This is a genomic window from Streptomyces canus, from assembly GCF_001514145.1.
GTDB lineage: Bacteria > Actinomycetota > Actinomycetes > Streptomycetales > Streptomycetaceae > Streptomyces > Streptomyces canus.
On record NZ_KQ948667.1, the window covers coordinates 208,433 to 228,299 of the forward strand.

16 protein-coding genes and 1 pseudogene are annotated in these 19,867 nt (G+C 70.3%); 7 read left to right on the forward strand and 10 right to left on the reverse strand.

Going from position 1 to position 19,867, the window contains the following annotated elements; genetic code table 11:
* The first annotated feature begins 48 nt into the window (after nt 1-48).
* Nucleotides 49-918 carry an NUDIX hydrolase gene (locus AQJ46_RS33385; RefSeq protein WP_059209108.1) on the forward strand — a complete coding sequence of 290 codons (870 nt, stop codon included), beginning with the start codon at nt 49-51 and terminating at the stop codon, nt 916-918.
* On the forward strand, nt 915-1,745 hold the full coding sequence (locus AQJ46_RS33390) for an MBL fold metallo-hydrolase (protein WP_059209109.1): 831 nt from the start codon (nt 915-917) through the stop codon (nt 1,743-1,745). Before AQJ46_RS33385 ends, AQJ46_RS33390 begins: the two co-directional genes overlap by 4 nt.
* On the opposite strand, the gene AQJ46_RS33395 is transcribed toward AQJ46_RS33390, so the two are convergent.
* Both AQJ46_RS33395 and AQJ46_RS33400 read right to left on the reverse strand, forming a co-directional pair.
* Nucleotides 1,738-2,562 (reverse strand): nucleotidyltransferase domain-containing protein, encoded by an 825-nt coding sequence (locus AQJ46_RS33395; RefSeq protein WP_059209110.1) that lies wholly within the window; start codon nt 2,560-2,562, stop codon nt 1,738-1,740. The genes AQJ46_RS33390 and AQJ46_RS33395 overlap by 8 nt on opposite strands.
* 506 nt (nt 2,563-3,068) lie before the next feature.
* Nucleotides 3,069-3,743, reverse strand: coding sequence for a Crp/Fnr family transcriptional regulator (locus AQJ46_RS33400; protein ID WP_015658871.1), 675 nt, complete (start codon nt 3,741-3,743; stop codon nt 3,069-3,071).
* A gap of 336 nt (nt 3,744-4,079) precedes the next feature.
* Here AQJ46_RS33400 and nth point away from each other — a divergent pair, with 336 nt between their 5' ends.
* The 3 genes from nth (at nt 4,080) to AQJ46_RS33415 (ending at nt 7,145) form a co-directional block, all read left to right on the forward strand.
* Nucleotides 4,080-5,000: an endonuclease III gene (gene nth, locus AQJ46_RS33405; protein ID WP_079072517.1), complete on the forward strand. Its 921-nt coding sequence runs from the start codon at nt 4,080-4,082 to the stop codon at nt 4,998-5,000.
* Nucleotides 5,001-5,136: 136 nt separating this feature from the next.
* Nucleotides 5,137-5,826: an NUDIX hydrolase gene (locus tag AQJ46_RS33410; RefSeq protein WP_059209230.1), complete on the forward strand. Its 690-nt coding sequence runs from the start codon at nt 5,137-5,139 to the stop codon at nt 5,824-5,826.
* Nucleotides 5,827-5,945: 119 nt separating this feature from the next.
* On the forward strand, nt 5,946-7,145 hold the full coding sequence (locus tag AQJ46_RS33415) for a MarP family serine protease (protein WP_057612297.1): 1,200 nt from the start codon (nt 5,946-5,948) through the stop codon (nt 7,143-7,145).
* A gap of 22 nt (nt 7,146-7,167) precedes the next feature.
* Here AQJ46_RS33415 and AQJ46_RS57515 read toward each other — a convergent pair whose 3' ends face one another.
* From AQJ46_RS57515 to AQJ46_RS33440, 6 genes are all read right to left on the reverse strand, one after another.
* Nucleotides 7,168-7,353, reverse strand: coding sequence for a hypothetical protein (locus AQJ46_RS57515; RefSeq protein WP_079072518.1), 186 nt, complete (start codon nt 7,351-7,353; stop codon nt 7,168-7,170).
* 127 nt (nt 7,354-7,480) lie between these two features.
* Complete coding sequence (locus AQJ46_RS33420; protein WP_059209111.1) at nt 7,481-8,422, reverse strand: alpha/beta fold hydrolase; 942 nt, start codon at nt 8,420-8,422, stop codon at nt 7,481-7,483.
* A complete protein-coding gene (locus tag AQJ46_RS33425) occupies nt 8,419-8,922 on the reverse strand; it encodes a phage holin family protein (RefSeq protein ID WP_059209112.1) in 504 nt (167 codons plus the stop codon). The genes AQJ46_RS33420 and AQJ46_RS33425 overlap by 4 nt, the downstream gene beginning before the upstream one ends.
* 62 nt (nt 8,923-8,984) lie before the next feature.
* Nucleotides 8,985-10,403, reverse strand: a complete 1,419-nt coding sequence (gene nhaA, locus AQJ46_RS33430; RefSeq protein ID WP_059209113.1) for a Na+/H+ antiporter NhaA — start codon at nt 10,401-10,403, stop codon at nt 8,985-8,987.
* A gap of 152 nt (nt 10,404-10,555) precedes the next feature.
* Nucleotides 10,556-12,514, reverse strand: a complete 1,959-nt coding sequence (acs, locus tag AQJ46_RS33435) for an acetate--CoA ligase (protein ID WP_059209231.1) — start codon at nt 12,512-12,514, stop codon at nt 10,556-10,558.
* A 301-nt stretch (nt 12,515-12,815) separates the two neighbouring features.
* Complete coding sequence (locus AQJ46_RS33440) at nt 12,816-15,227, reverse strand: bifunctional SulP family inorganic anion transporter/carbonic anhydrase (RefSeq protein WP_059209114.1); 2,412 nt, start codon at nt 15,225-15,227, stop codon at nt 12,816-12,818.
* A gap of 297 nt (nt 15,228-15,524) precedes the next feature.
* Between AQJ46_RS33440 and AQJ46_RS33445 the strand changes: the two genes are divergently transcribed.
* Nucleotides 15,525-16,799: a hypothetical protein gene (locus tag AQJ46_RS33445; protein ID WP_059209115.1), complete on the forward strand. Its 1,275-nt coding sequence runs from the start codon at nt 15,525-15,527 to the stop codon at nt 16,797-16,799.
* Nucleotides 16,800-16,839: 40 nt separating this feature from the next.
* On the opposite strand, the pseudogene AQJ46_RS52735 reads toward AQJ46_RS33445, so the two are convergent.
* Nucleotides 16,840-17,427 (reverse strand): annotated as a pseudogene (locus AQJ46_RS52735) (ATP-binding protein); the annotation flags it as partial.
* A 110-nt stretch (nt 17,428-17,537) separates the two neighbouring features.
* Here AQJ46_RS52735 and AQJ46_RS33455 point away from each other — a divergent pair.
* Nucleotides 17,538-18,362 carry a Fic family protein gene (locus AQJ46_RS33455; protein ID WP_059209117.1) on the forward strand — a complete coding sequence of 275 codons (825 nt, stop codon included), beginning with the start codon at nt 17,538-17,540 and terminating at the stop codon, nt 18,360-18,362.
* A 336-nt stretch (nt 18,363-18,698) separates the two neighbouring features.
* On the opposite strand, the gene AQJ46_RS33460 is transcribed toward AQJ46_RS33455, so the two are convergent.
* Nucleotides 18,699-19,532, reverse strand: coding sequence for an HAD family hydrolase (locus AQJ46_RS33460; RefSeq protein ID WP_059209118.1), 834 nt, complete (start codon nt 19,530-19,532; stop codon nt 18,699-18,701).
* Nucleotides 19,533-19,867 lie beyond the last annotated feature (335 nt).

Sequence of the window (19,867 nt, forward strand, 5' to 3'; positions counted from 1 at the left end):
GGGCGCCCGGCCCTCGAACATCCGCTCCCCAGGAGTTAGCCTCCGCCCATGGCAAACGGGCAGTGGTACCCAGCGGAATGGCCGGACCGCATCCGCGCGCTCGCGGACGGCTCGCTTCAGCCGGCCGTGCCCAGACGCGCCGCAACGGTGATGCTGCTGAAGGACGGGCCGACCGGAACGGTTGTGCACATGTTGCGCAGACGGGCCTCCATGGCCTTCGCGGGAGGCGCCTACGCCTATCCCGGCGGCGGAGTCGACCCCCGTGACGACGAGCACCACATCCACTGGGCGGGCCCCACGCGCGCGTGGTGGGCGGCTCGGCTCGGGGTGGACGAGACGACGGCCCAGGCGATCGTCTGCGCGGCCGTGCGGGAGACGTACGAGGAGGCGGGCGTCCTGCTCGCCGGGCCGACGCCCGAGTCGGTGGTCGGTGACACCACGGGCGCCGAATGGGAGGCGGACCGTGCCGCTCTCGTGGCCCGGGATCTCTCCTTCGCCGAGTTCCTGGAGCGCCGGGGGCTGGTCCTGCGGTCGGATCTGCTCGGGGCCTGGACCCGCTGGATCACCCCCGAGTTCGAACCCCGCCGCTACGACACCTGGTTCTTCGTCGCAGCCCTGCCCGACGGGCAGCGCACCCGCAACGCCTCCACGGAGGCCGACCGCACGGTGTGGATCCGGCCCCAGGACGCGGCGGACGGCTACGACAAGGGCGAGCTGCTCATGATGCCGCCCACCATCGCCACGCTGCGGCAGCTCACCTCGTACGGCACCGCCGCCGACGCGCTGGCCGCCGCGCCCGACCGTGACCTGACCCCTGTGCTCGCGCAGGCCCGGCTGGTGGACGGCGAGATCGTGCTCTCCTGGCCGGGGCACGACGAGTTCACCAAACACATCCCGACCGGTGGAGCCACCGCATGACCGACGCCGCAGCCCTCCCCGGCCGACCGCGGGGCGGGGTCCTCTCGGGCCCCGCCACCCCGCGGGCCGTCAACGTCCTCGCGCCCAACGCCTCCGCGATGACCCTGGACGGGACCAACACCTGGATCCTGTCGGAGCCGGATTCCGAGCTGGCGGTCGTCGTCGACCCCGGTCCGCTCGACGAGGGGCACCTCCGCGCGGTCGTCGACACGGCCGAGGCCGCAGGCAAGCGCGTGGCCCTCACCCTGCTCACCCACGGCCACCCCGACCACGCCGAAGGCGCCGCCCGCTTCGCCGGGCTGACCGGCACCAAGGTGCGCGCCCTCGACCCGGCGCTGCGGCTGGGGGACGAAGGGCTCGGCTCCGGGAACGTGGTGCGCGTCGGTGGGCTCGAGCTCAGGGTGGTGCCCACTCCCGGGCACACCGCCGACTCGCTGTGCTTCCATCTCCCGGCCGATCAGGCCGTCCTGACCGGTGACACCGTGCTGGGGCGCGGCACGACCGTCGTGGCCCATCCCGACGGCCGCCTGGGCGACTATCTGGACTCGCTGCGGCGGCTGAGGTCCCTGGCGGTCGACGACGGCGTCCACACCGTCCTGCCGGGCCACGGGCCCGTCCTGGAGGATGCCCAGGGCGTCGTCGAGTTCTATCTCGCCCACCGGGCCCATCGGCTCGCCCAGGTCGAGACGGCCGTGGAGAACGGATACCGCACGCCCGGCGCCGTCGTAGAACATGTGTACGCGGATGTGAACCGGGCGCTCTGGCCCGCAGCCGAGCTGTCGGTGCGGGCCCAGCTGGAGTATCTGGAGGAGCACGGGCTCATCTAGGGGTCTTCGTGCCGTGCACGCGCGTGTACTCGTCCGCCAGCCACGGGCCCAGATCGTCGACGTAGGTGCGCAGTACGGCCGTGTCGGCGGTCGGGGTGTGCCCCAGGACGGCTGCCGGCCGTAGCTGTTCGGCGCGCTCCGGGTAGTACGCGCCGAAGACCTCCGCCATCTCTGTCAGGTCGCTCGTCCAGCCGTTCCAGCGGGGCATGACCAGGGTGAACGCGGTGCGGACCAGGTGGCGGGACATGAAACGGACGAGGCGGGTCCGGCTCTCGTCCGAGTCCGCCGCCTCGATCCGTTCGCGCCAGCGGGGGAGCAGGAGGGCGAGGTCGCCGTTCGTCTCACGGGCCAGGAGGGCGTCGGGGCGGTAGCGGGGGAGGTACTCCGCCAGGTCGTCGCCGAGCAGCGGGGTGCACAGACAGGCCACGAACCAGCCCAGGTCGTGCCGCTCCAGCTCGCTCAGCAGGAGATCCCGGCTGTACAGCAGCGTTCCGACGCCGTCGATCTGCGGGAACTCCTTGTCGAGCGCCTCCCCGAGCTCCCGTACGCCCTCCCGGTCCGCGTCGGTCGGTTCGTCCCGCAGGGCGAGCAGGAGGTCGAGGTCGCTGCGGCCCGCACGCGCGGTGCCGCGCGGGATCGAGCCGTAGAGGTACGCGCTGTGCAGCCTCGGCCCGAACAGGTCCAGCACCCGGTCGCGGGCGGCGGCGACGACCGGACGGAAGGGCTGCGGGATCCGCCCGAGGGAACCCTCGCGCTCGATGTAGCCCTGGGCGTCGAGGCCCTTGCGGGCGATGGGGGGAACGGTTTCGGCGGCCATGGGATCACTGTGCCCGGGGGCGGTCCCGGGGACAGCTCATTTATGGCCCTGGACGGACCGTGTGGGGCCGAACGTGGTCAGCGCCGGTGCAGGACGCGCAGGCGGCGTGAGGCGCCGTGGGAGCGGCAGCCGGTGGCGATCACGTCGCCGGACACGGCGGCCGTCAGGTCGGGTCCGACACCGCGCGGCCGGCGGTGGGCCGGTCCCGGTGCTGGGTCCTGTTCAGGCGACCGAGCCCATGGCCAGGCCCTGGGAGCCCACCCCGGACGTCGGCAGCGCCACCGCGACCACGTCCTCGCCGAGCGTGCTCCTCTGGAGGACGGTCGAAGCGGACGTCCATGACGGGCCGACGGCTTGTCGCGGAGGTCGCCCTCCCCCTGCGAAGTCCACCGCCCGCGCCGCCGGACCGACCCGGCGCCCTGCCCTCGTGGATGCCCACCCCTGGCGGTACGAGAAGGGCCCTGCCGCGCGGCAGGGCCCTTCGACGTCGTACGACGATCCGCGCCTCAGCGCGAGCGCTTGGCGAGCCTCTCGACGTCCAGGAGGATCACCGCGCGGGCCTCCAGGCGCAGCCAGCCGCGCTGGGCGAAGTCGGCGAGGGCCTTGTTGACCGTCTCGCGCGAGGCACCGACCAGTTGGGCGAGCTCCTCCTGCGTGAGGTCGTGGACGACGTGGATGCCCTCCTCGGACTGCACGCCGAAGCGGCGGGAGAGGTCGAGCAGGGCGCGGGCCACGCGGCCGGGGACGTCCGAGAAGACCAGGTCGGACATCGCGTCGTTGGTGCGGCGCAGACGGCGGGCGACGGCGCGCAGCAGCGCGGTGGCCACCTCGGGGCGGGCGTTCAGCCAGGGCTGGAGGTCGCCGTGGCCGAGGCCCAGCAGCTTGACCTCGGTCAGCGCGGTGGCGGTCGCGGTGCGCGGGCCCGGGTCGAACAGCGACAGCTCGCCGATGAGTTCGCCGGGGCCGACCACGGCCAGCATGTTCTCGCGGCCGTCGGGGGAGGTGCGGTGGAGCTTGACCTTGCCCTCGGTGACGACGTAGAGCCGGTCTCCCGGGTCGCCCTCGTGGAACAGCGAGTCGCCGCGCGCGAGGGTCACCTCACTCATGGAGGCGCGGAGCTCCGCGGACTGCTCGTCGTCGAGTGCCGCGAAGAGCGGGTTGCGCCGGAGGACGTCGTCCACGAGTTCTCTCCTTGTCGACCTGCTCAGGGGATCTTGTTCCCCCTTGGTACCAGGGGAACCCGGTGCCCATTTTGCCGGACGGTCCAAACAGTGTGATCTGTCACAAGGATGCCGCACACATGTCCCGGGGTAAGCGGCAGGGGTCCAATTGGGGGCCGGTCTTCGAGGTCCGGGGCGGATGTCAGTGCCGGGCCCTAGGCTGGCCGGGTGTCCAAAACGCCGGTGAGAGCACAGGCCAAGGGGGCTGGACGGGTGATTGCACGTCGAGATTCCGCTGTGGGCGAACAGGACACTGGGGGCGGAAAGAAAACGGCAAAAGCGGCAGGGAAGGCTCCGGTGGAGAAGAGGACTTCGGCGAAGAAGGCGGCTCCCGTGAGGAAGGCCGCCGCCGTGAAAAAGGCAACTGTCGCTCCCAAGAAGGCGGCGGCCCCGGTGAAGAAGGCCTCGGCCACGAAGACGGTCGCCGCGAAGTCCCCGCGGAACGAGTCGCGGACCGCCCTCGTCCGCCGCGCCCGGCGCATCAACCGCGAGCTCGCGGAGGTGTTTCCGTACGCCCACCCCGAGTTGGACTTCGAGAACCCCTTCCAGCTGATCGTGGCGACGGTCCTGTCCGCGCAGACCACCGACCTGAGGGTCAATCAGACGACCCCCGCGCTGTTCGCCACGTACCCGACCCCCGAGGACCTGGCCGCGGCCAACCCCGAGGAGGTCGAGGAGATCCTCCGGCCGACCGGGTTCTTCCGGGCCAAGACCAAGTCGGTGATAGGGCTGTCCAAGGCCCTCGTGGAGAACTTCGGCGGTGAGGTCCCGGGGCGGCTCGAGGACCTCGTCACGCTGCCCGGTGTGGGCCGCAAGACCGCCTTCGTCGTCCTCGGCAACGCCTTCGGGCGGCCCGGCGTCACCGTCGACACGCACTTCATGCGGCTGGTCAGGCGCTGGCAGTGGACCGACGAGACCGACCCCGACAAGATCGAGGCCGCAGTCACCGCGCTCTTCCCCAAGAGCGACTGGACGGACCTGTCGCACCACGTCATCTGGCACGGCCGCCGCATCTGCCACGCCCGCAAGCCCGCCTGCGGCGCCTGCCCCATCACCCCGCTCTGCCCGGCCTACGGCGAGGGCGAGACGGACCCGGAGAAGGCGAAGAAGCTCCTCAAGTACGAGAAGGGCGGCTTCCCCGGACAGCGGCTGAATCCGCCGCAGGCCTATCTGGACGCCGGCGGCAAGGCCGCACCGCCGCTGGGGGCCACCGAGTGAGGATGCGGACGGTGCGGCCGGGAGAACCGGAGCGGGTCGGCGGGCCGGATCGGGAGGCCGGTGCTGCCCGTGCGGTGCGGCCGGAACGATCTAGGGCCCGTCAGGCGTTGAGCGATGCAGGACGACGGGGGTGGCGATGACACGGGCGAGCCATACGAAGGGCGTGACGCTCAGCAAGGACGGCCTGCCGAGCTGGCTGGACCCGGTGGTGCACGCCGTGGAGACGGTCGAGCCGCGGCAGCTGAGCCGCTTCCTTCCGCCGGCGAACGGCGCGGGCCGGCAGTCGGCCGTGCTGATCCTGTTCGGCGAGGGCGAGCGCGGCCCCGAGCTGCTGCTGATGGAGCGGGCGAGCTCGCTCAGGTCGCACGCCGGGCAGCCGTCGTTCCCCGGCGGCGCGCTCGACCCGGAGGACGGCGATCCCCATGGTGACGGGCCGCTGCGGGCCGCCCTGCGCGAGGCCGAGGAGGAGACCGGCCTCGACCCCTCCGGCGTCCAGCTGTTCGGCGTGCTGCCCAAGCTGTACATCCCGGTCAGCGGCTTCGTGGTGACCCCGGTGCTGGGCTGGTGGCGCGAGCCGACCCCGGTCGGGGTCGTCGATCCGAATGAAACCGCCCGCGTCTTCACCGTTCCCGTGGCGGATCTCACGGACCCCGACAACCGTGCGACCACCGTGCACCCCAGCGGCCACCGAGGTCCGGCATTCCTGGTCGAATCGGCCCTTGTCTGGGGCTTCACCGCCGGAATCATCGACCGACTCCTGCACTTCGCGAGCTGGGAGCGCCCCTGGGACCGCGAGAAGCAGGTCCCGCTCGACTGGCGCGCATGACAGGGTGAACTCCGTGTTGTGTCTTTTCGGGGGCGCTGTATCCGATTGCCGCTTCGCGGCGGGCCGGACCCCCGGCCGACCTGTGGTGAACGCGAAGTGATGAGGCGAGGCTCGAACCGGTGAACGTGCTGGACATCCTGTTGCTGGTCGCCGCCGTGTGGTTCGCGATCGTCGGCTATCGCCAGGGCTTCGTCGTCGGCATCCTGTCGGTGATCGGATTCCTGGGCGGCGGTCTCGTCGCCGTCTACACCCTCCCGGTCATCTGGGACGCGCTGACCGACCACTCGGAGGTCGGCACCGTCGCCGCCGTCGTCGCCGTGGTCGTCGTCATCGTCTGCGCCTCCATCGGCCAGGCACTGACCACCCACCTCGGCAACAAGCTGCGCCGGTACATCACCTGGTCCCCGGCCCGCGCCCTGGACGCGACCGGCGGCGCCCTCGTCAACGTCCTCGCGATGCTCCTGGTCGCCTGGCTCATCGGCTCGGCCCTCGCCCAGACCACCATGCCGACGGTCGGCAAGGAGGTCCGTAGCTCCAAGGTGCTCCTGGGCGTGCAGGAGGCGCTGCCGGGCGCTGCCGACACCTGGTTCAAGGACTTCACCTCGGTCCTCGCGCAGAACGGCTTCCCGCAGGTCTTCAGCCCGTTCTCCAACGAGCCCATCAAGGAGGTCCAGCCGCCCGACCCCAAGCTCGCGAACAGCGCCGTCGCCACCCGTGCCCAGCGCTCCATCGTCAAGGTCATGGGTACCGCGCAGAGCTGCGGCAAGGTCCTGGAGGGCTCCGGCTTCGTGTTCGGCGACCGCCGCGTCATGACCAACGCCCATGTCGTCGGCGGCGTCGACGAGCCCACGGTCCAGATAGGCGGCGAGGGCCGGAAGTACGACGCCACGGTCGTCCTCTACGACTGGGAGCGCGACATCGCCGTACTGGACGTCCCCGATCTGGACGCGCCCGCGCTGCAGTTCACGTCCGAGGACGCGGCCAGCGGGGACAGCGCGATCGTCGCGGGCTTCCCGGAGAACGGCTCGTACGACGTCCGCTCCGCCCGGGTGCGCGGGCGCATCGACGCCCACGGACCGGACATCTACCACCGCGGCACCGTCAGCCGCGATGTGTACTCCCTCTACGCGACCGTCCGCCAGGGCAACTCCGGCGGCCCGCTGCTGACCCCGGAGGGCAGGGTGTACGGCGTGGTCTTCGCCAAGTCGCTCGACGACGCCGACACCGGGTACGCGCTCACCGCCGACGAGATCCAGGAGGACATCGTCAAGGGGCGCACCGCGAACCAGCAGGTGGACAGCGACAGCTGCGCGCTGTGAGGGGTGTCAGGACGAGGGCGCGTCAGCCTCGGGGGTGACGCAGGCGTACCGAGACCCAGCGGGCCCGGCGGCGCAGGATGCGCGGAATGCCCACCCTCAGGTCCGTGCCGCCCGGCAGTTGCGGGGCACCGCCCTGATGGTGGGAGCTCAGGCCGCCGCCGGAGCGTCGATTGCGTGCTGCGTCACTGTAGTCGTGCGTCCAGCCCATACCCGGACGTGTGCCCCCGCCCCAAGGTCGATAACCGCCCCCACGCCCCCCAATTGGCCTATGCGCCGGGCAAGTGGCCGTTCGTAGGACAGGTGTTCAGGTCCAGGTGCGGGATGCGACGAAACGGTCACCGATCGGGTTCGGGATCCTTCAGCCAGTTGATCAGTTCCGTCGAGAAGGCGACCGGATCCTCTTCGTGCGGGAAGTGCCCCAGACCGTCGAACAGCCGCCAGCGGTACGGCGCTTCGACGTACTCCCCGGATCCGGCGGCGCTGCGTGTGCGCATCACCGGGTCGAGCGAGCCGTGCAGGTGGAGAGTCGGCACGCGGACGGGCCGCTTCATGCGCCGGTTGAACTGGATCCCGTCGGGACGGGCCATCGAACGCACCATCCAGCGGTACGGCTCGATCGAACAGTGCGCCGTCGACGGGATGCAGATCGCCCTGCGGTACGTCTCCACCGCCATGTCGTCCGGCTGGCGCGGGCCGGACCAGTCCCGGATCAGCTCGGCGACCAGCGCGCCGTCGTCGGCGGTCAGCTGCCGCTCCGGGACCCAGGGCCGCTGGAACCCCCAGATGTAGGAGCCTGCGCGCGTCTGCTTGACGTCCGACAGCATCGCCGAGCGCCAGCGCCGGGGATGCGGCATCGAGGCGACCGCGAGCCGTCGTACGAGCTTGGGACGCATCGCGGCCGCCGTCCACGCCAGATAGCCGCCCAGGTCATGGCCGACCAGGGCGGCGTCCGGCTCGCCGAGCGAGCGAATCACGCCGGTGACGTCGAGGGCCAGGTTGGCGGGGTCGTAGCCGCGCGGGGTGCGGTCGCTGCCGCCGACGCCGCGCAGATCCATGGCCACGGCCCGGAAGCCGGCGTCGGCGAGTGCCTCCAGCTGGTGGCGCCAGGTCCACCAGAACTGCGGGAAGCCGTGCAGGAACATCACGAGCGGTCCGTCGCCCAGTTCGGCGATGTGGAAGCGCGCGCCGTTGGCGGCCACGTCCCGGTGCGTCCAGGGACCGTCGGGCCGCACGAGAGAGGCGGGCTGCTGCGCCGAAGGGGTGGCGGGGTCGGTCATGACGACGAGCGTGCCACAGCCTCGATGGCCTTCGTGTTTCGGACCCGCTCCTCCAGGACCTTGGTGTCGTCGGGTCGCGGGTGGGGCTTGGCGTTCTGGAGCACGCCCGCCGTCTCCTTCATGGACGCGGCGACCTTCTGCGGGCCCTTGCTCTTCTGCGCCTTCTTCGCGAAGACGACGCCGATCAGCGCGAGGACGAGCGCGACGAGGACGTTGGCCGCGAAGGACAGCAGGAAACAGACCGCGAGGTTCCAATCGCTCCAGGTCCGGATGCCGTACGCCAGCGCGAAGTTCAGCATCGGCAGGGAGAACAGCAGGACGGCGCCGGCCACGCTGAACGCGCCGCCGCTCGCCGCGCCCCGTTTGACGTCCTGCTTGAGCTGCGCCTTCGCCAGCGCGATCTCGTCGTGCACCAGCGCAGACATCTCGGTCGTCGCCGAGGCGAACAGCTGGCCGATGCTGCGTTCGGCGCCGACCGGGCTGCCGTCGGGTGCGCTCATCGCGGTCTCCCTATTCACTGGGACTCTTGTGTGTGGCGTGTCTTTTGTACCGTCCCGTCAGATCATGCCCGACGGTCGTCCTCCTCGCCTGCCCCGCCCGCTACTTCGGCAAGCCGCTCGGCGGTCTTGAGCTCGGCGATCCGGCGGTGCTCGGCGGCCTTTCGCTCGTGGATGGCCGCCATGCGCAGGTGGTACGCCGGGTCGTCCTCCTCGTAGATGTCCGGGATGCCGGAGTGGTCCTCGTCGCGCTCCTCGGCCTCGTACAGCCTGCGGTACTCGGCGTTGCGCAGCTTCAGCAGCACGGTCGCGAGGGTGGCCGCGATGAGCGAGCCGAGGAGTACGGCGGCCTTGACCTCGTCGGTCAGTGTGGCGTCACCGTCGAAGGCGAGCTCCCCGATGAGCAGCGACACGGTGAAGCCGATGCCGGCCAGGGTCGCCACCGCGAACACGTCGGCCCATGCGAGGTCGTCGCTGAGCGAGGCCCGGGTGAAGCGAGCCGTGAGCCACGTCCCGCCGAAGATACCGAGCGCCTTGCCGACGACCAGCCCGAGCACCACGCCGAGCGTCTCCGGCTGCCTGAAGACGTCGCCGAGAGCGCCGCCGGAGACGGAGACACCCGCGCTGAAGAGGGCGAACAGGGGGACGGCCAGGCCCGCCGAGAGCGGCCGTACGAGATGCTCGATGTGCTCGCCAGGGGAGTGTTTCTCGCCCTCCCGCGTGCTGCAGCGCAGCATCAGGCCCATCGCGACGCCCGCGATGGTGGCATGGACCCCGCTGTTGTACATCAGCGCCCAGATCACCAGCGCGAGCGGGACGTAGACGTACCACCCGCGCACGCCCTTGCGCAGCAGGATCCAGAAGACGGCGAGGCCGGCGGCCGCCCCGCCGAGCGCGGCGAAGTCGATGTCGGCGGTGAAGAAGACCGCGATGATCAGGATCGCGAAGAGGTCGTCGACGACGGCGAGGGTCAGCAGGAAGGCGCGCAGCGCGCTGGGCAGCCAGGTGCCGATGACGGCGAGCACGGCGAGCGCGAAGGCGATGTCGGTGGCGGTGGGTACGGCCCAGCCGGCCAGGGAGCCGCCGCCGGTGAGGTTGGTGAGCGCGTAGACGAGCGCCGGTACGGCCATGCCGCACAGGGCGGCGACCACGGGCAGCGCGGCCGCCTTGGGGTCCTTCAGGTCACCGGCGACCAGTTCGCGCTTGAGCTCGATGCCGGCCACGAAGAAGAAGATCGCGAGGAGTCCGTCGGCGGCCCAGTGTTCGACCGACAGGTCGAGTCCGAGGGCCGCGGGGCCCAGATGGTAGTGGCTGACGCTCTCGTAACTGCTGTGCAGCGCGGGGACGTTCGCCCAGATCAGAGCGGTGACGGCGGCGATGAGCAACAGCACACCGCCGACCGTCTCGGTGCGCAGTGCGTCCGCGACGAAGGTCCGCTCGGGGAGGGAGAGGCGTCCGAGGACCTTACGAGGGGGCGCGGACATGGGGGAGACCTCCGGTCGGTGGGCAGGGCTGAGCTGTTCGCCGACCAGACTTCCCGGCACACCTTGAGGGTCACGCTGGTTTGTTTACTTTAGCTAAAAGGGGCGCTCGGCGCGTTCTCGCGCCGGGCGCCCCCCTTTTATGAACGAGTCGGTCAGTCCTCGCTGGGCGCTGCCGGCAGCTTGGCCTGGATGAGGTCCATGACCGTCGAGTCCGTCAGCGTGGTCACGTCACCGAGCTGGCGGTTCTCGGCCACGTCCCGCAGCAGACGGCGCATGATCTTGCCGGAACGGGTCTTGGGCAGCTCGGCCACCGGCAGGACCCGCTTGGGCTTGGCGATCGGGCCGAGGGTGGCGCCGACGTGGTTGCGCAGGTCGGCGACGAGGTTCTCGTCCTCGGCGTTCGCCGTGCCGCGCAGGATCACGAACGCGACGATGGCCTGGCCGGTCGTCTCGTCCGCGGCACCGACGACGGCCGCCTCGGCGACCGACGGATGGGAGACGAGCGCCGACTCGACCTCGGTGGTCGAGATGTTGTGGCCGGAGACCAGCATGACGTCGTCGACACGGCCGAGCAGCCAGATGTCGCCGTCGTCGTCCTTCTTCGCGCCGTCACCGGCGAAGTACCTGCCCTCGAAGCGGGACCAGTACGTGTCGAGGAAGCGCTGGTCGTCGCCCCAGATGGTGCGCAGCATCGACGGCCACGGCTCGGTCAGGACGAGATAGCCGCCTCCGCCGTTCTGGACCTCGTTGGCCTCGTCGTCGACGACCGTCGCGGAGATGCCGGGCAGTGGCGTCTGCGCGGATCCGGGCTTGGTCGCGGTCACACCAGGCAGCGGGGAGATCATCATCGCGCCGGTCTCGGTCTGCCACCAGGTGTCCACGATCGGCGTCCGGTCGGCGCCGATGTGCTTGCGGTACCAGATCCACGCCTCGGGGTTGATCGGCTCACCCACGGACCCCAGCACCCGCAGGCTGCTGAGGTCGAACTTCGCGGGGATGTCGTCGCCCCACTTCATGAACGTACGGATGGCCGTGGGCGCCGTGTAGAGAATCGTCACCCCGTACTTCTGCACGATCTCCCAGAAGCGGCCCTGGTGCGGGGTGTCCGGGGTGCCCTCGTACATGACCTGGGTGGCGCCGTTGGCGAGCGGGCCGTAGACGATGTACGAGTGCCCGGTGACCCAGCCGACGTCGGCCGTGCACCAGTAGACGTCGGTCTCCGGCTTGAGGTCGAAGACGGCGTGGTGGGTGTACGCGGTCTGGGTGAGGTAGCCGCCGGAGGTGTGCAGGATGCCCTTCGGCTTACCCGTCGTGCCGGACGTGTAGAGGATGAACAGCGGCTGCTCGGCGTTGAAGGGCTCGGGGGTGTGCTCGGCCGGCTGCCGCTCGACGATCTCGTGCCACCACACGTCACGGCTGTCGTCCCAGGCGACCTCCTGGCCGGTACGGCGTACGACCAGCACGTGCTCGACGTTGTCGACCTTGCCGACCGCCTCGTCGACGGCGGGCTTGAGCGCGGACGGCTTGCCGCGCCGGTAGCCGCCGTCGGTGGTGATGACCACCTTGGCGTCGGCGTCCTGGATGCGGGTGGCGAGCGCGTCCGCCGAGAAGCCGCCGAAGACCACGGAGTGCGCGGCGCCGATCCGGGCGCACGCGAGCATCGCGACGGCGGTCTCGGGGATCATCGGCATGTAGACGGCGACCCGGTCGCCCTTCCGCACGCCCAGCTCCAGCAGGGCGTTCGCGGCCCTGGAGACCTCGTCCTTGAGCTCGGCGTAAGTGATCGCGCGGCTGTCGCCGGGCTCGCCCTCGAAGTGGATGGCGACCCGGTCGCCGTTCCCCGCTTCGACATGCCGGTCGACGCAGTTGTACGCCACATTGAGCTCGCCGTCCTTGAACCACTTGGCGAACGGCGGGTTCGACCAGTCCAGGGTCTCGGTCGGCTCCTTGGCCCAGCTCAGTCGACGGGCCTGCTCGGCCCAGAAACCGAGTCGGTCAGCCTTGGCCTGCTCATACGCCTCCGCCGTGACGTTGGCGTTTGCGGCCAGGTCGGCGGGGGGTGCGAACCTGCGCTCTTCCTTGAGCAGGTTGGCCAGGCTTTCGTTGCTCACGGCATCTGCCTTTCCCAGGGTGTCCGTTGTGTCCCAGGCCACAGCTCATCACCCCGGGGGCGTGATGACAAGGGTCGACCTGAAATTGGTTTAGACCTGTTGGGCGTCGAGTCCGGCGGCCCGGGTCATCCGTACCCACGTACGCCGACCAGGCGGAGTTCAGGGTCTGTAACGCCTTTCACACTCCCGCCGCGGCGGCGCGTCGACTGTCGCGGACCGCACACTGTGGCCTGTCCCGGCGCTCCTGGTGTCCCTCCGCGGGTGTGCGGCCCCTCCACGACGGGCCGCACACCCCCGAGGCTCACGCCGGCAGGTCCGTCGCCGCCTCCACATGGTCGAACAGCCCGTCCCCGTCCGCCCCGGTGAGCAGATACGCCTGCGCCTCGCCCACGTGGAAGTACATCCCGTGCAGCTCCAGCTCCCCCTCCCGCAGGGCCCGGGCGACCGATTCATGGGCGCTCAGATGCTCCAACTGCTGCACCACGTTGGTCAGACAGAGCTGCTCGACCGCGTCGGCGGGTGCCCGCCCGGCGAGTCTCGCCCAGGACCGGGTGCCCTCGGCCATCCGCTCCAGGCTGGGCAGTCCGTGCCGCAGCCACCGCTGCAGCGGGGTCCGGGTGCCGCCGGGCTCGGAGTTGAGCAGCGCCTGCATGGCCCCGCAACCGGAGTGCCCGCACACCGTGATGGAGCGCACCTTCAGCACATCCACCGCGTACTCGATCGCGGCGGCCACCGAGTCGTCCCCGCTCTCCTTGCCGGGCAGCGGAACGAGATTGCCCACGTTGCGCACCACGAAGAGGTCGCCCGGACCACTGGAGGTGATCATCGAGGTGACCAGCCGCGAGTCGGCGCAGGTGAGGAAGAGCTGGTCCGGCTGCTGGCCCTCGCGCGCCAGCCGGGCCAGCTCGCCCCGCACGATCGGCGCGGTGTTGCGCTGGAACGCGCTGATGCCACGGGCCAGTTCGTGCCCGCTCGACTCGCGGCCCGCGCCGGGTCCCCGGGCCGCACCGGGCTCGCCGGACGCACCGGGATGTCCGGCGGCCGACGCGGTGTACGGGCGCTCACACTGGTGGTTGCGCCAGGGCGTCCAGGGACGGCAGCGGCAGTGGGCGGAATCGGACGGCTCGGCGATGCGCGTGCCCGGTCTGCGCCCGGTCAGCTCGACGGAGCCGCCCTGGCCGGTGTGCGTCTTCTGCCAGTCCTGCAGCGATTCGTACGCCGCGTGGTCCATGAACGACCCGTCCAGCTCCACGACGGCGTCCGCTCCGTGGGGGATGAGATGCAGGGCCCGGCTCAGTCGGGGTACCGCGAGGAACGTCAACTGCCCTCGCACATGGACGTGATGGACTCCATCCCTCTCATGGTGCGTGATGCGGGTGCGGGTGAGGCGGTGCAGGGCGACTCCGACGGCGACGGCGATGCCCAGCGTCACCCCCTCCAGGACGCCGAACAGGACCACGCCGAGAGTGGTGACGGCGTAGACCGGGACCTCTCGGTGTCGGGTCACCGTGCGGATGTGGTGCAGGGACACCATCTGGATGCCGACGGCCATCACCAGGGCGGCGAGCGAGGCGAGCGGGATGAACTCCAGGACCGGGACCATCAGCAGTGCGGCGATCACTACGAGAACGCCATGCAGCACGGTGGAGTTCCGGCTGACGGCACCGGCTTGGACATTGGCCGAACTCCGCACCGCCACGCCGGCGACGGGCAGTCCGCCGAGGGTGCCGGAGACGATGTTGGCGGCGCCCTGCCCGAGCAGTTCGCGGTTCAGGTCGGAGCGGCCGACGCGGGCGCCGCGACCGGATCCGGGGGTGCCGGAGATCAGGTCGGGACGTCCGGCCACCAGCTTGTCGACGGCGACCGCGCCGAGCAGCGACTGCACACTGCACACCAGCGTGGTGGTGAGCACGGCGGCGACGAGGCCGAGCAGGGGCCCCTCGGGCAGCCCGGCCAGGGCGTGGCTGCTCCAGGACGGCAGATCGACCTTGGGCAGGGTCAGCCCGGCGAACGAGGCGGCGGCGGTGGCTCCGGCGACGGCCACGAGCGCGGCCGGGATCCTGCGCAGGAGTTGTCCTGTCCGGCCGGGGACGCGTGGCCAGAGGAAGAGCAGCGCCAGGGTCAGCACGCTCACCGACACCGCGGCGGGCTGCACGCGCGCCAACTGTGCGGGCAGGCCCCGGAGGTTGTCGAGGACGGAGCTCTGCGGGGTGCCGCCGAGGACGATGTGCAGCTGGGCGACGGCGATGGTCACGCCGATGCCGGCCAGCATGCCGTGCACGATCGCCGGGCTGACGGCGAGTGCGGTGCGGGCCACGCGCAGGCAGCCGAGGCCGAGTTGGACCACTCCGGCAAGGACGGTGATGGCGCAGGTGGTACGCCAGCCGTAGCGATGGATCAGGTCTGCCGTGACCACGGTGAGTCCGGCGGCGGGGCCACTGACCTGGAGCGGGGATCCGCCGAGCCGGCCGGCGACGATCCCTCCGACGGCGGCGGCCACGAGGCCCGCCTGGAGGGGCGCGCCGGTGGCGAGGGCGATGCCCAGGGACAGGGGCAGGGCGATCAGGAAGACCGCGATCGAGGCCGACACGTCGGCGCCCGCGATGCGGAAGCGGCGGGGCGGGGTCGGCGGGGGGCTGTGAGGTGGGTGGACGCACCTCGTCGGGTTCGAGTCGCTCGGGTCGGTGGCGCGGGTGGGAACACAGGCTGACATTTTCCCGTCTCCTCCGGGGCAGCGCGGTCGCGGAACAGGTGGTCCCCCGTCGATGGCGGGGGTCGGGTCGCGGCCGTGGGTCACGGCGTGCAGCGGCGGGATGATTCAACGCTTTGTAAATGGATCGTAATGCAGAGTAAAGGACAGGCATAGACATTACGGGCAAATGGGTTAACAACTCACCTAGATGGGTGAAGTGGCAATTTCATCGGCTTGTCGTACTAATTCCTTCTCGAGCCCATGCGACCTTGGCGGCGCTGTCGTTGGCCCCGAGAGAAGGAAGAAGGTGGGCGGAACATGGCCGCCACCCACAGGATTGCCGCGGGAGCCGTGGTCGCCGCGGTCTGCGCCGCCTCGCTCGCCGGTTGCGGGACCGGCACCGAACTCGAGGGAGGAGCCGCCGGCCCGCAGAAGGCGAAGCCCGGACAGGCTCCGCCCAAGCGGGTGTTCCGCCTGATCGGCGACGGCTCCACCGCGTACACCGGAGCGCAGCCTCACCTGCCCAGAGCCGAACGCCTCAAGCCCGGCGAGAAGCCCCCGCAGTTCGTGGTGTTCTCCTGGGACGGCGCCGGCGAGGACAGCCAGAAGCTGTTCTCCCACTTCCGTGCGGTCGCCAGGGCGAACCACGCGACGATGACGTACTTCCTGAGCGGCGTGTACATGCTGCCGGAGGACAAGCGCGACGAGTACAAGCCGCCGCAGCACTCCCCGGGCCGCTCCGACATCGGCTTCAACGACGAGCAGGGCATCGCCGACACCGTCAAGCAGCTGCGCCTCGCGTGGCTGGAGGGCAACGAGATCGGTACCCACTTCAACGGCCACTTCTGCGGCAGCGGCGGCGGGGTCGGCCAGTGGTCGGTCGCGGAGTGGAAGGACGAGATCGCCCAGGCGAAGAAGTTCGTGAAGTCCTGGAAGACCAACACCGGGATGACGAAGGCCTCCCCGCTGCCCTTCGACTACGACAAGGAGCTCGTCGGCGCCCGCACCCCTTGCCTGGAGGGCCAGAGGAACTTCATGAAGGCCGCCCGCGAGCTGGGCTTCCGCTATGACACCAGCGGTGTCAACGACCAGGTCTGGCCGAAGAAGAAGCAGGGTCTGTGGGACCTGTCGATGCAGCTCGTGCCCTTCCCGGGGCACTCCTACGAGCAGCTCACGATGGATTACAACTTCATGGTCAACCAGTCCGGCACCGCGACCCAGGGCAATCCGCGCAAGTACGAGTTCTGGGGCGACCAGATGCGCGACGGCCTGCTCAAGGGCTTCCACCGGGCCTACGACGGCAACCGCGCGCCTCTGATCATCGGCAACCACTTCGAGTCCTGGAACGGCGGTACCTACATGCGCGCCGTCAAGGAGACCGTCGAGCAGGTGTGCAACAAGCCCGACGTGCGCTGTGTCTCCTTCCGGCAGCTGGCCGACTGGCTGGACGCCCAGGACCCGAAGATCCTGGAGAAGCTGGGCACCCTGGGCGTCGGCGAGGCACCGAAGCAGGGCTGGCCGGCCTTCCTGTCGGGCCGACCGGCCCCGGCACCGAAGGGCGTGCCGGGGGCGCCGGCTGCCAAGCGGCAGTAGGCGTCGGCCGGTTGCCGTCACTTCGGACGGTGCCGCCGCCTCAGGCGGTGCGGCAGCTTCGGACCGTCGTGTCCGCCACCGCACTCTCGCCGAGCACGAATGAGGGGTCGATCTGCGCGGCCAGGTCGGCCCCCGTGCGCTCATTGCCCCAGGACTGGGCGTTCTTCAGGTGGAAGAGCGCCATCTGCCGGGTGTAGCGCACCCAGGAGCGCGAACCGGGGTGGCCGGCCCTGCTCCAGGGCACGCACCCAGTCGGAGTGCCCGACCGTCACCAGCAGGTCGTCCCGAACTTCGGCGCGGAGGAAGTCGAAATCGTCTCGGCCCTGCACCTTGTTGCCGACGACCTTCAGGACGACCCCGAAGTCGCGGGCGTATTCCTTGTACTGGCGATAGACGGAGACTCCCATCCGGGTCGGTTCGGCGACGAGGAACGTGATGTCGAAGCGGGTGAACATGCCGGAGGGCGAGGGGGTTCAGGCACAGCTCCACCGCTCCCGTCCTGGAGTGGCAGCAGGCGCCCCCCCAGGTCGGCGTCCGTGAAGGTCTTGATCATCTCCGCGGCCGAGGCGATCCGCGGGTTCCGGCCGCGCAGGTACTCCTTGATCGACGGCAGCCGCTCACCCAGGGCGATCACCATGTTCGCGAAGAGTAGTCATCAGGTAGCTGCATGTGACACGCATGCGTGAAGAAGACCACTCCATCGAGGGGTATGCGGCTGGGTTGCGTAGGGTCGTACTCATGAGTACGACAGGCGCGAACGCCGATCCGCTCGCGGCCCTTGGCTCGCTGCCCGGTGTGGCCGAGTCCGTGGAGTCCGTGCGCAAGTCCGTGGACCGGGTCTACGGACACCGTGTCATGCGGCGCCGCAGCAATGAGATCACCTCCGAGGCGGCCCTGCGCGGCGCCCGCGGCTCGGCCGCGCTGTCCGGTGCGGACTGGGCCCTCGAAGAGGTACGCCGACGCTCCGACTTCGGCGTCGACGGCGAGTCGCGGATCATGGGTGCGGCGCTGCGGCTGACCGCCGAGGCCGGCCAACTGCTGTCCATCTGGCGGCAGTCGCCCTTGCGGGTGCTGGCCCGGCTGCACCTGGTCGCCGCGGCGACCGACGAGGACGAGATCGGGCGTCCCCGTCAGGCCGGCGAGTCCGTCGACGAGCCGCTCATCGAGCTTCCCCTGCCGGGCGCGGCCGAGGTCTCCGGCCGGCTGGAGGGCCTGTCCGAGCTGATCATCGCGGGCAGCTCTGCCCCCGCCCTGGTGTCGGCCGCCGTCGTGCAGGGCGAGCTCCTCGCCCTCAGGCCCTTCGTGTCCCGCAACGGCCTGGTCGCGCGCGCGGCCGCGCGGATCGTCCTGGTCGGCAGCGGTCTCGACCCCAAGTCGGTCTGCCCGGCGGAGGTCGGTCACGCCGAACTGGGCCGTGCGGCCTATCTGGCGGCGCTCGACGGATACGTCTCCGGCACCCCCGAGGGCATGGCCGCCTGGATCGCCCACTGCGGCAGTGCGATCGAACTGGGCGCGCGCGAGTCGACGGCGGTGTGCGAGGCCCTCCAGCGTGGGGCGGCGTAAAGCCCCCTGGAACAGAGTTGCGGCGGTACGAGGACTCGTACCGCCGCTGGCATGTTCACCGGGTTACCAAGCGTCCTCGATGTATTGCCCATCAGGTCGGGAACTTTGCCCGTCACCTGGTGCGGCTGGCCCGTAATCGACGGGTCGACGTCGCGTGGGTGCTCGGTGTCCATGCTCGGTCCGTGGGGCCAAATGCGTTTCTAAGGTGATCCTCTCGGATGTCCTTGGTCTCGCGGGCCGTTAACCCCTTTGTACTCCTGGACCGGAGCAAGCGGAACCCCTGGCCGCCGTTCTTTACTTTTGTCCGTAAATAGGGGTCAAGTAGGTGGAATCACCTCAGGCCACCGTCGCCCGTCGCCGATTGGCGTACCAGACGAGGCCTGCCGTCGCTGCCGCCGCTCCTATCGCGGCGACCGCGACGAGCGCCGGGCGGTGCGGTCCGGCGAACCCGGGCAGGCGTTGCTTGAGCCGGACCGGCCGGTGGAAATCGAGAATCGGCCACCCGCGCGCGAGAGCCTCGCGGCGCAGTGTCCGGTCCGGATTGACGGCGTGCGCATGACCCACGGCCTCGAGCATCGGCAGGTCGGTCGCCGAGTCGCTGTAGGCGTAGCAGCGCTCCAGGTCGTATCCCTCGGACTCTGCCAGCTCCTTGATCGCCTCGGCCTTGGTCGGGCCGTACGCGTAGTACTCCACCTCGCCGGTGAAGCAGCCGTCCTCGCCCACGACCATGCGGGTCGCCACCACCCGGTCGGCGCCCAGGAGTTCGCCGATCGGCTCGACGACCTCGGCGCCGGACGTGGAGACGATGACGACGTCGCGGCCGGCTGTGTGGTGCTCCTCGATCAGGGAGGCGGCCTCGTCGTAGATGATCGGGTCGATCAGGTCGTGGAGCGTCTCGGCCACGATCTCCTTGACGTGCTGGACATTCCAGCCGCGCACGAGCGCGGAGAGGTACTCGCGGGTGCGTTCCATCTGGTCGTGGTCCATACCACCGACGAGGAAGACGAACTGGGCATATGCGGTCCGCAACGCGGCCCTGCGGTTGATCAGTCCGCCTTGGTAGAACGACTTGCTGAACGTGAGTGTGCTCGACTTCGCAATGACCGTCTTGTCCAGGTCAAAGAAGGCTGCTGTGCGAGGCAAGGAGTGGTTTTCCACGACCCCGAGCATAGGTGCAGCCCATTCGGCGTAAGGTGAGGCGCGTGGGTTTGCCTGAGAGGGCTCTCGGGTACACCATGGAAGTCACGGATCGTTCGCGACCGTGCTAACCCGGTCCGGCTCCTCCCCCCCCGAGTCGGCCGTGGAGACGACCCCCACTCTCCCCCCCGGTGGGGGTCGTCGCATGTCCGGGTGGGTTTTTCCTCTTCCGTTCGCGGTCCCGCGACCGCCTCGAGGCGGCTTCGGCCGCCTCTTCTGCCTGCCCATGATCCGTCACTGTGTGTAGCCGTCGCGCTCCTCTGCGGAATTTTTGCACAGGCGCTGCAGGCCTCACCTGTATGGGTGAC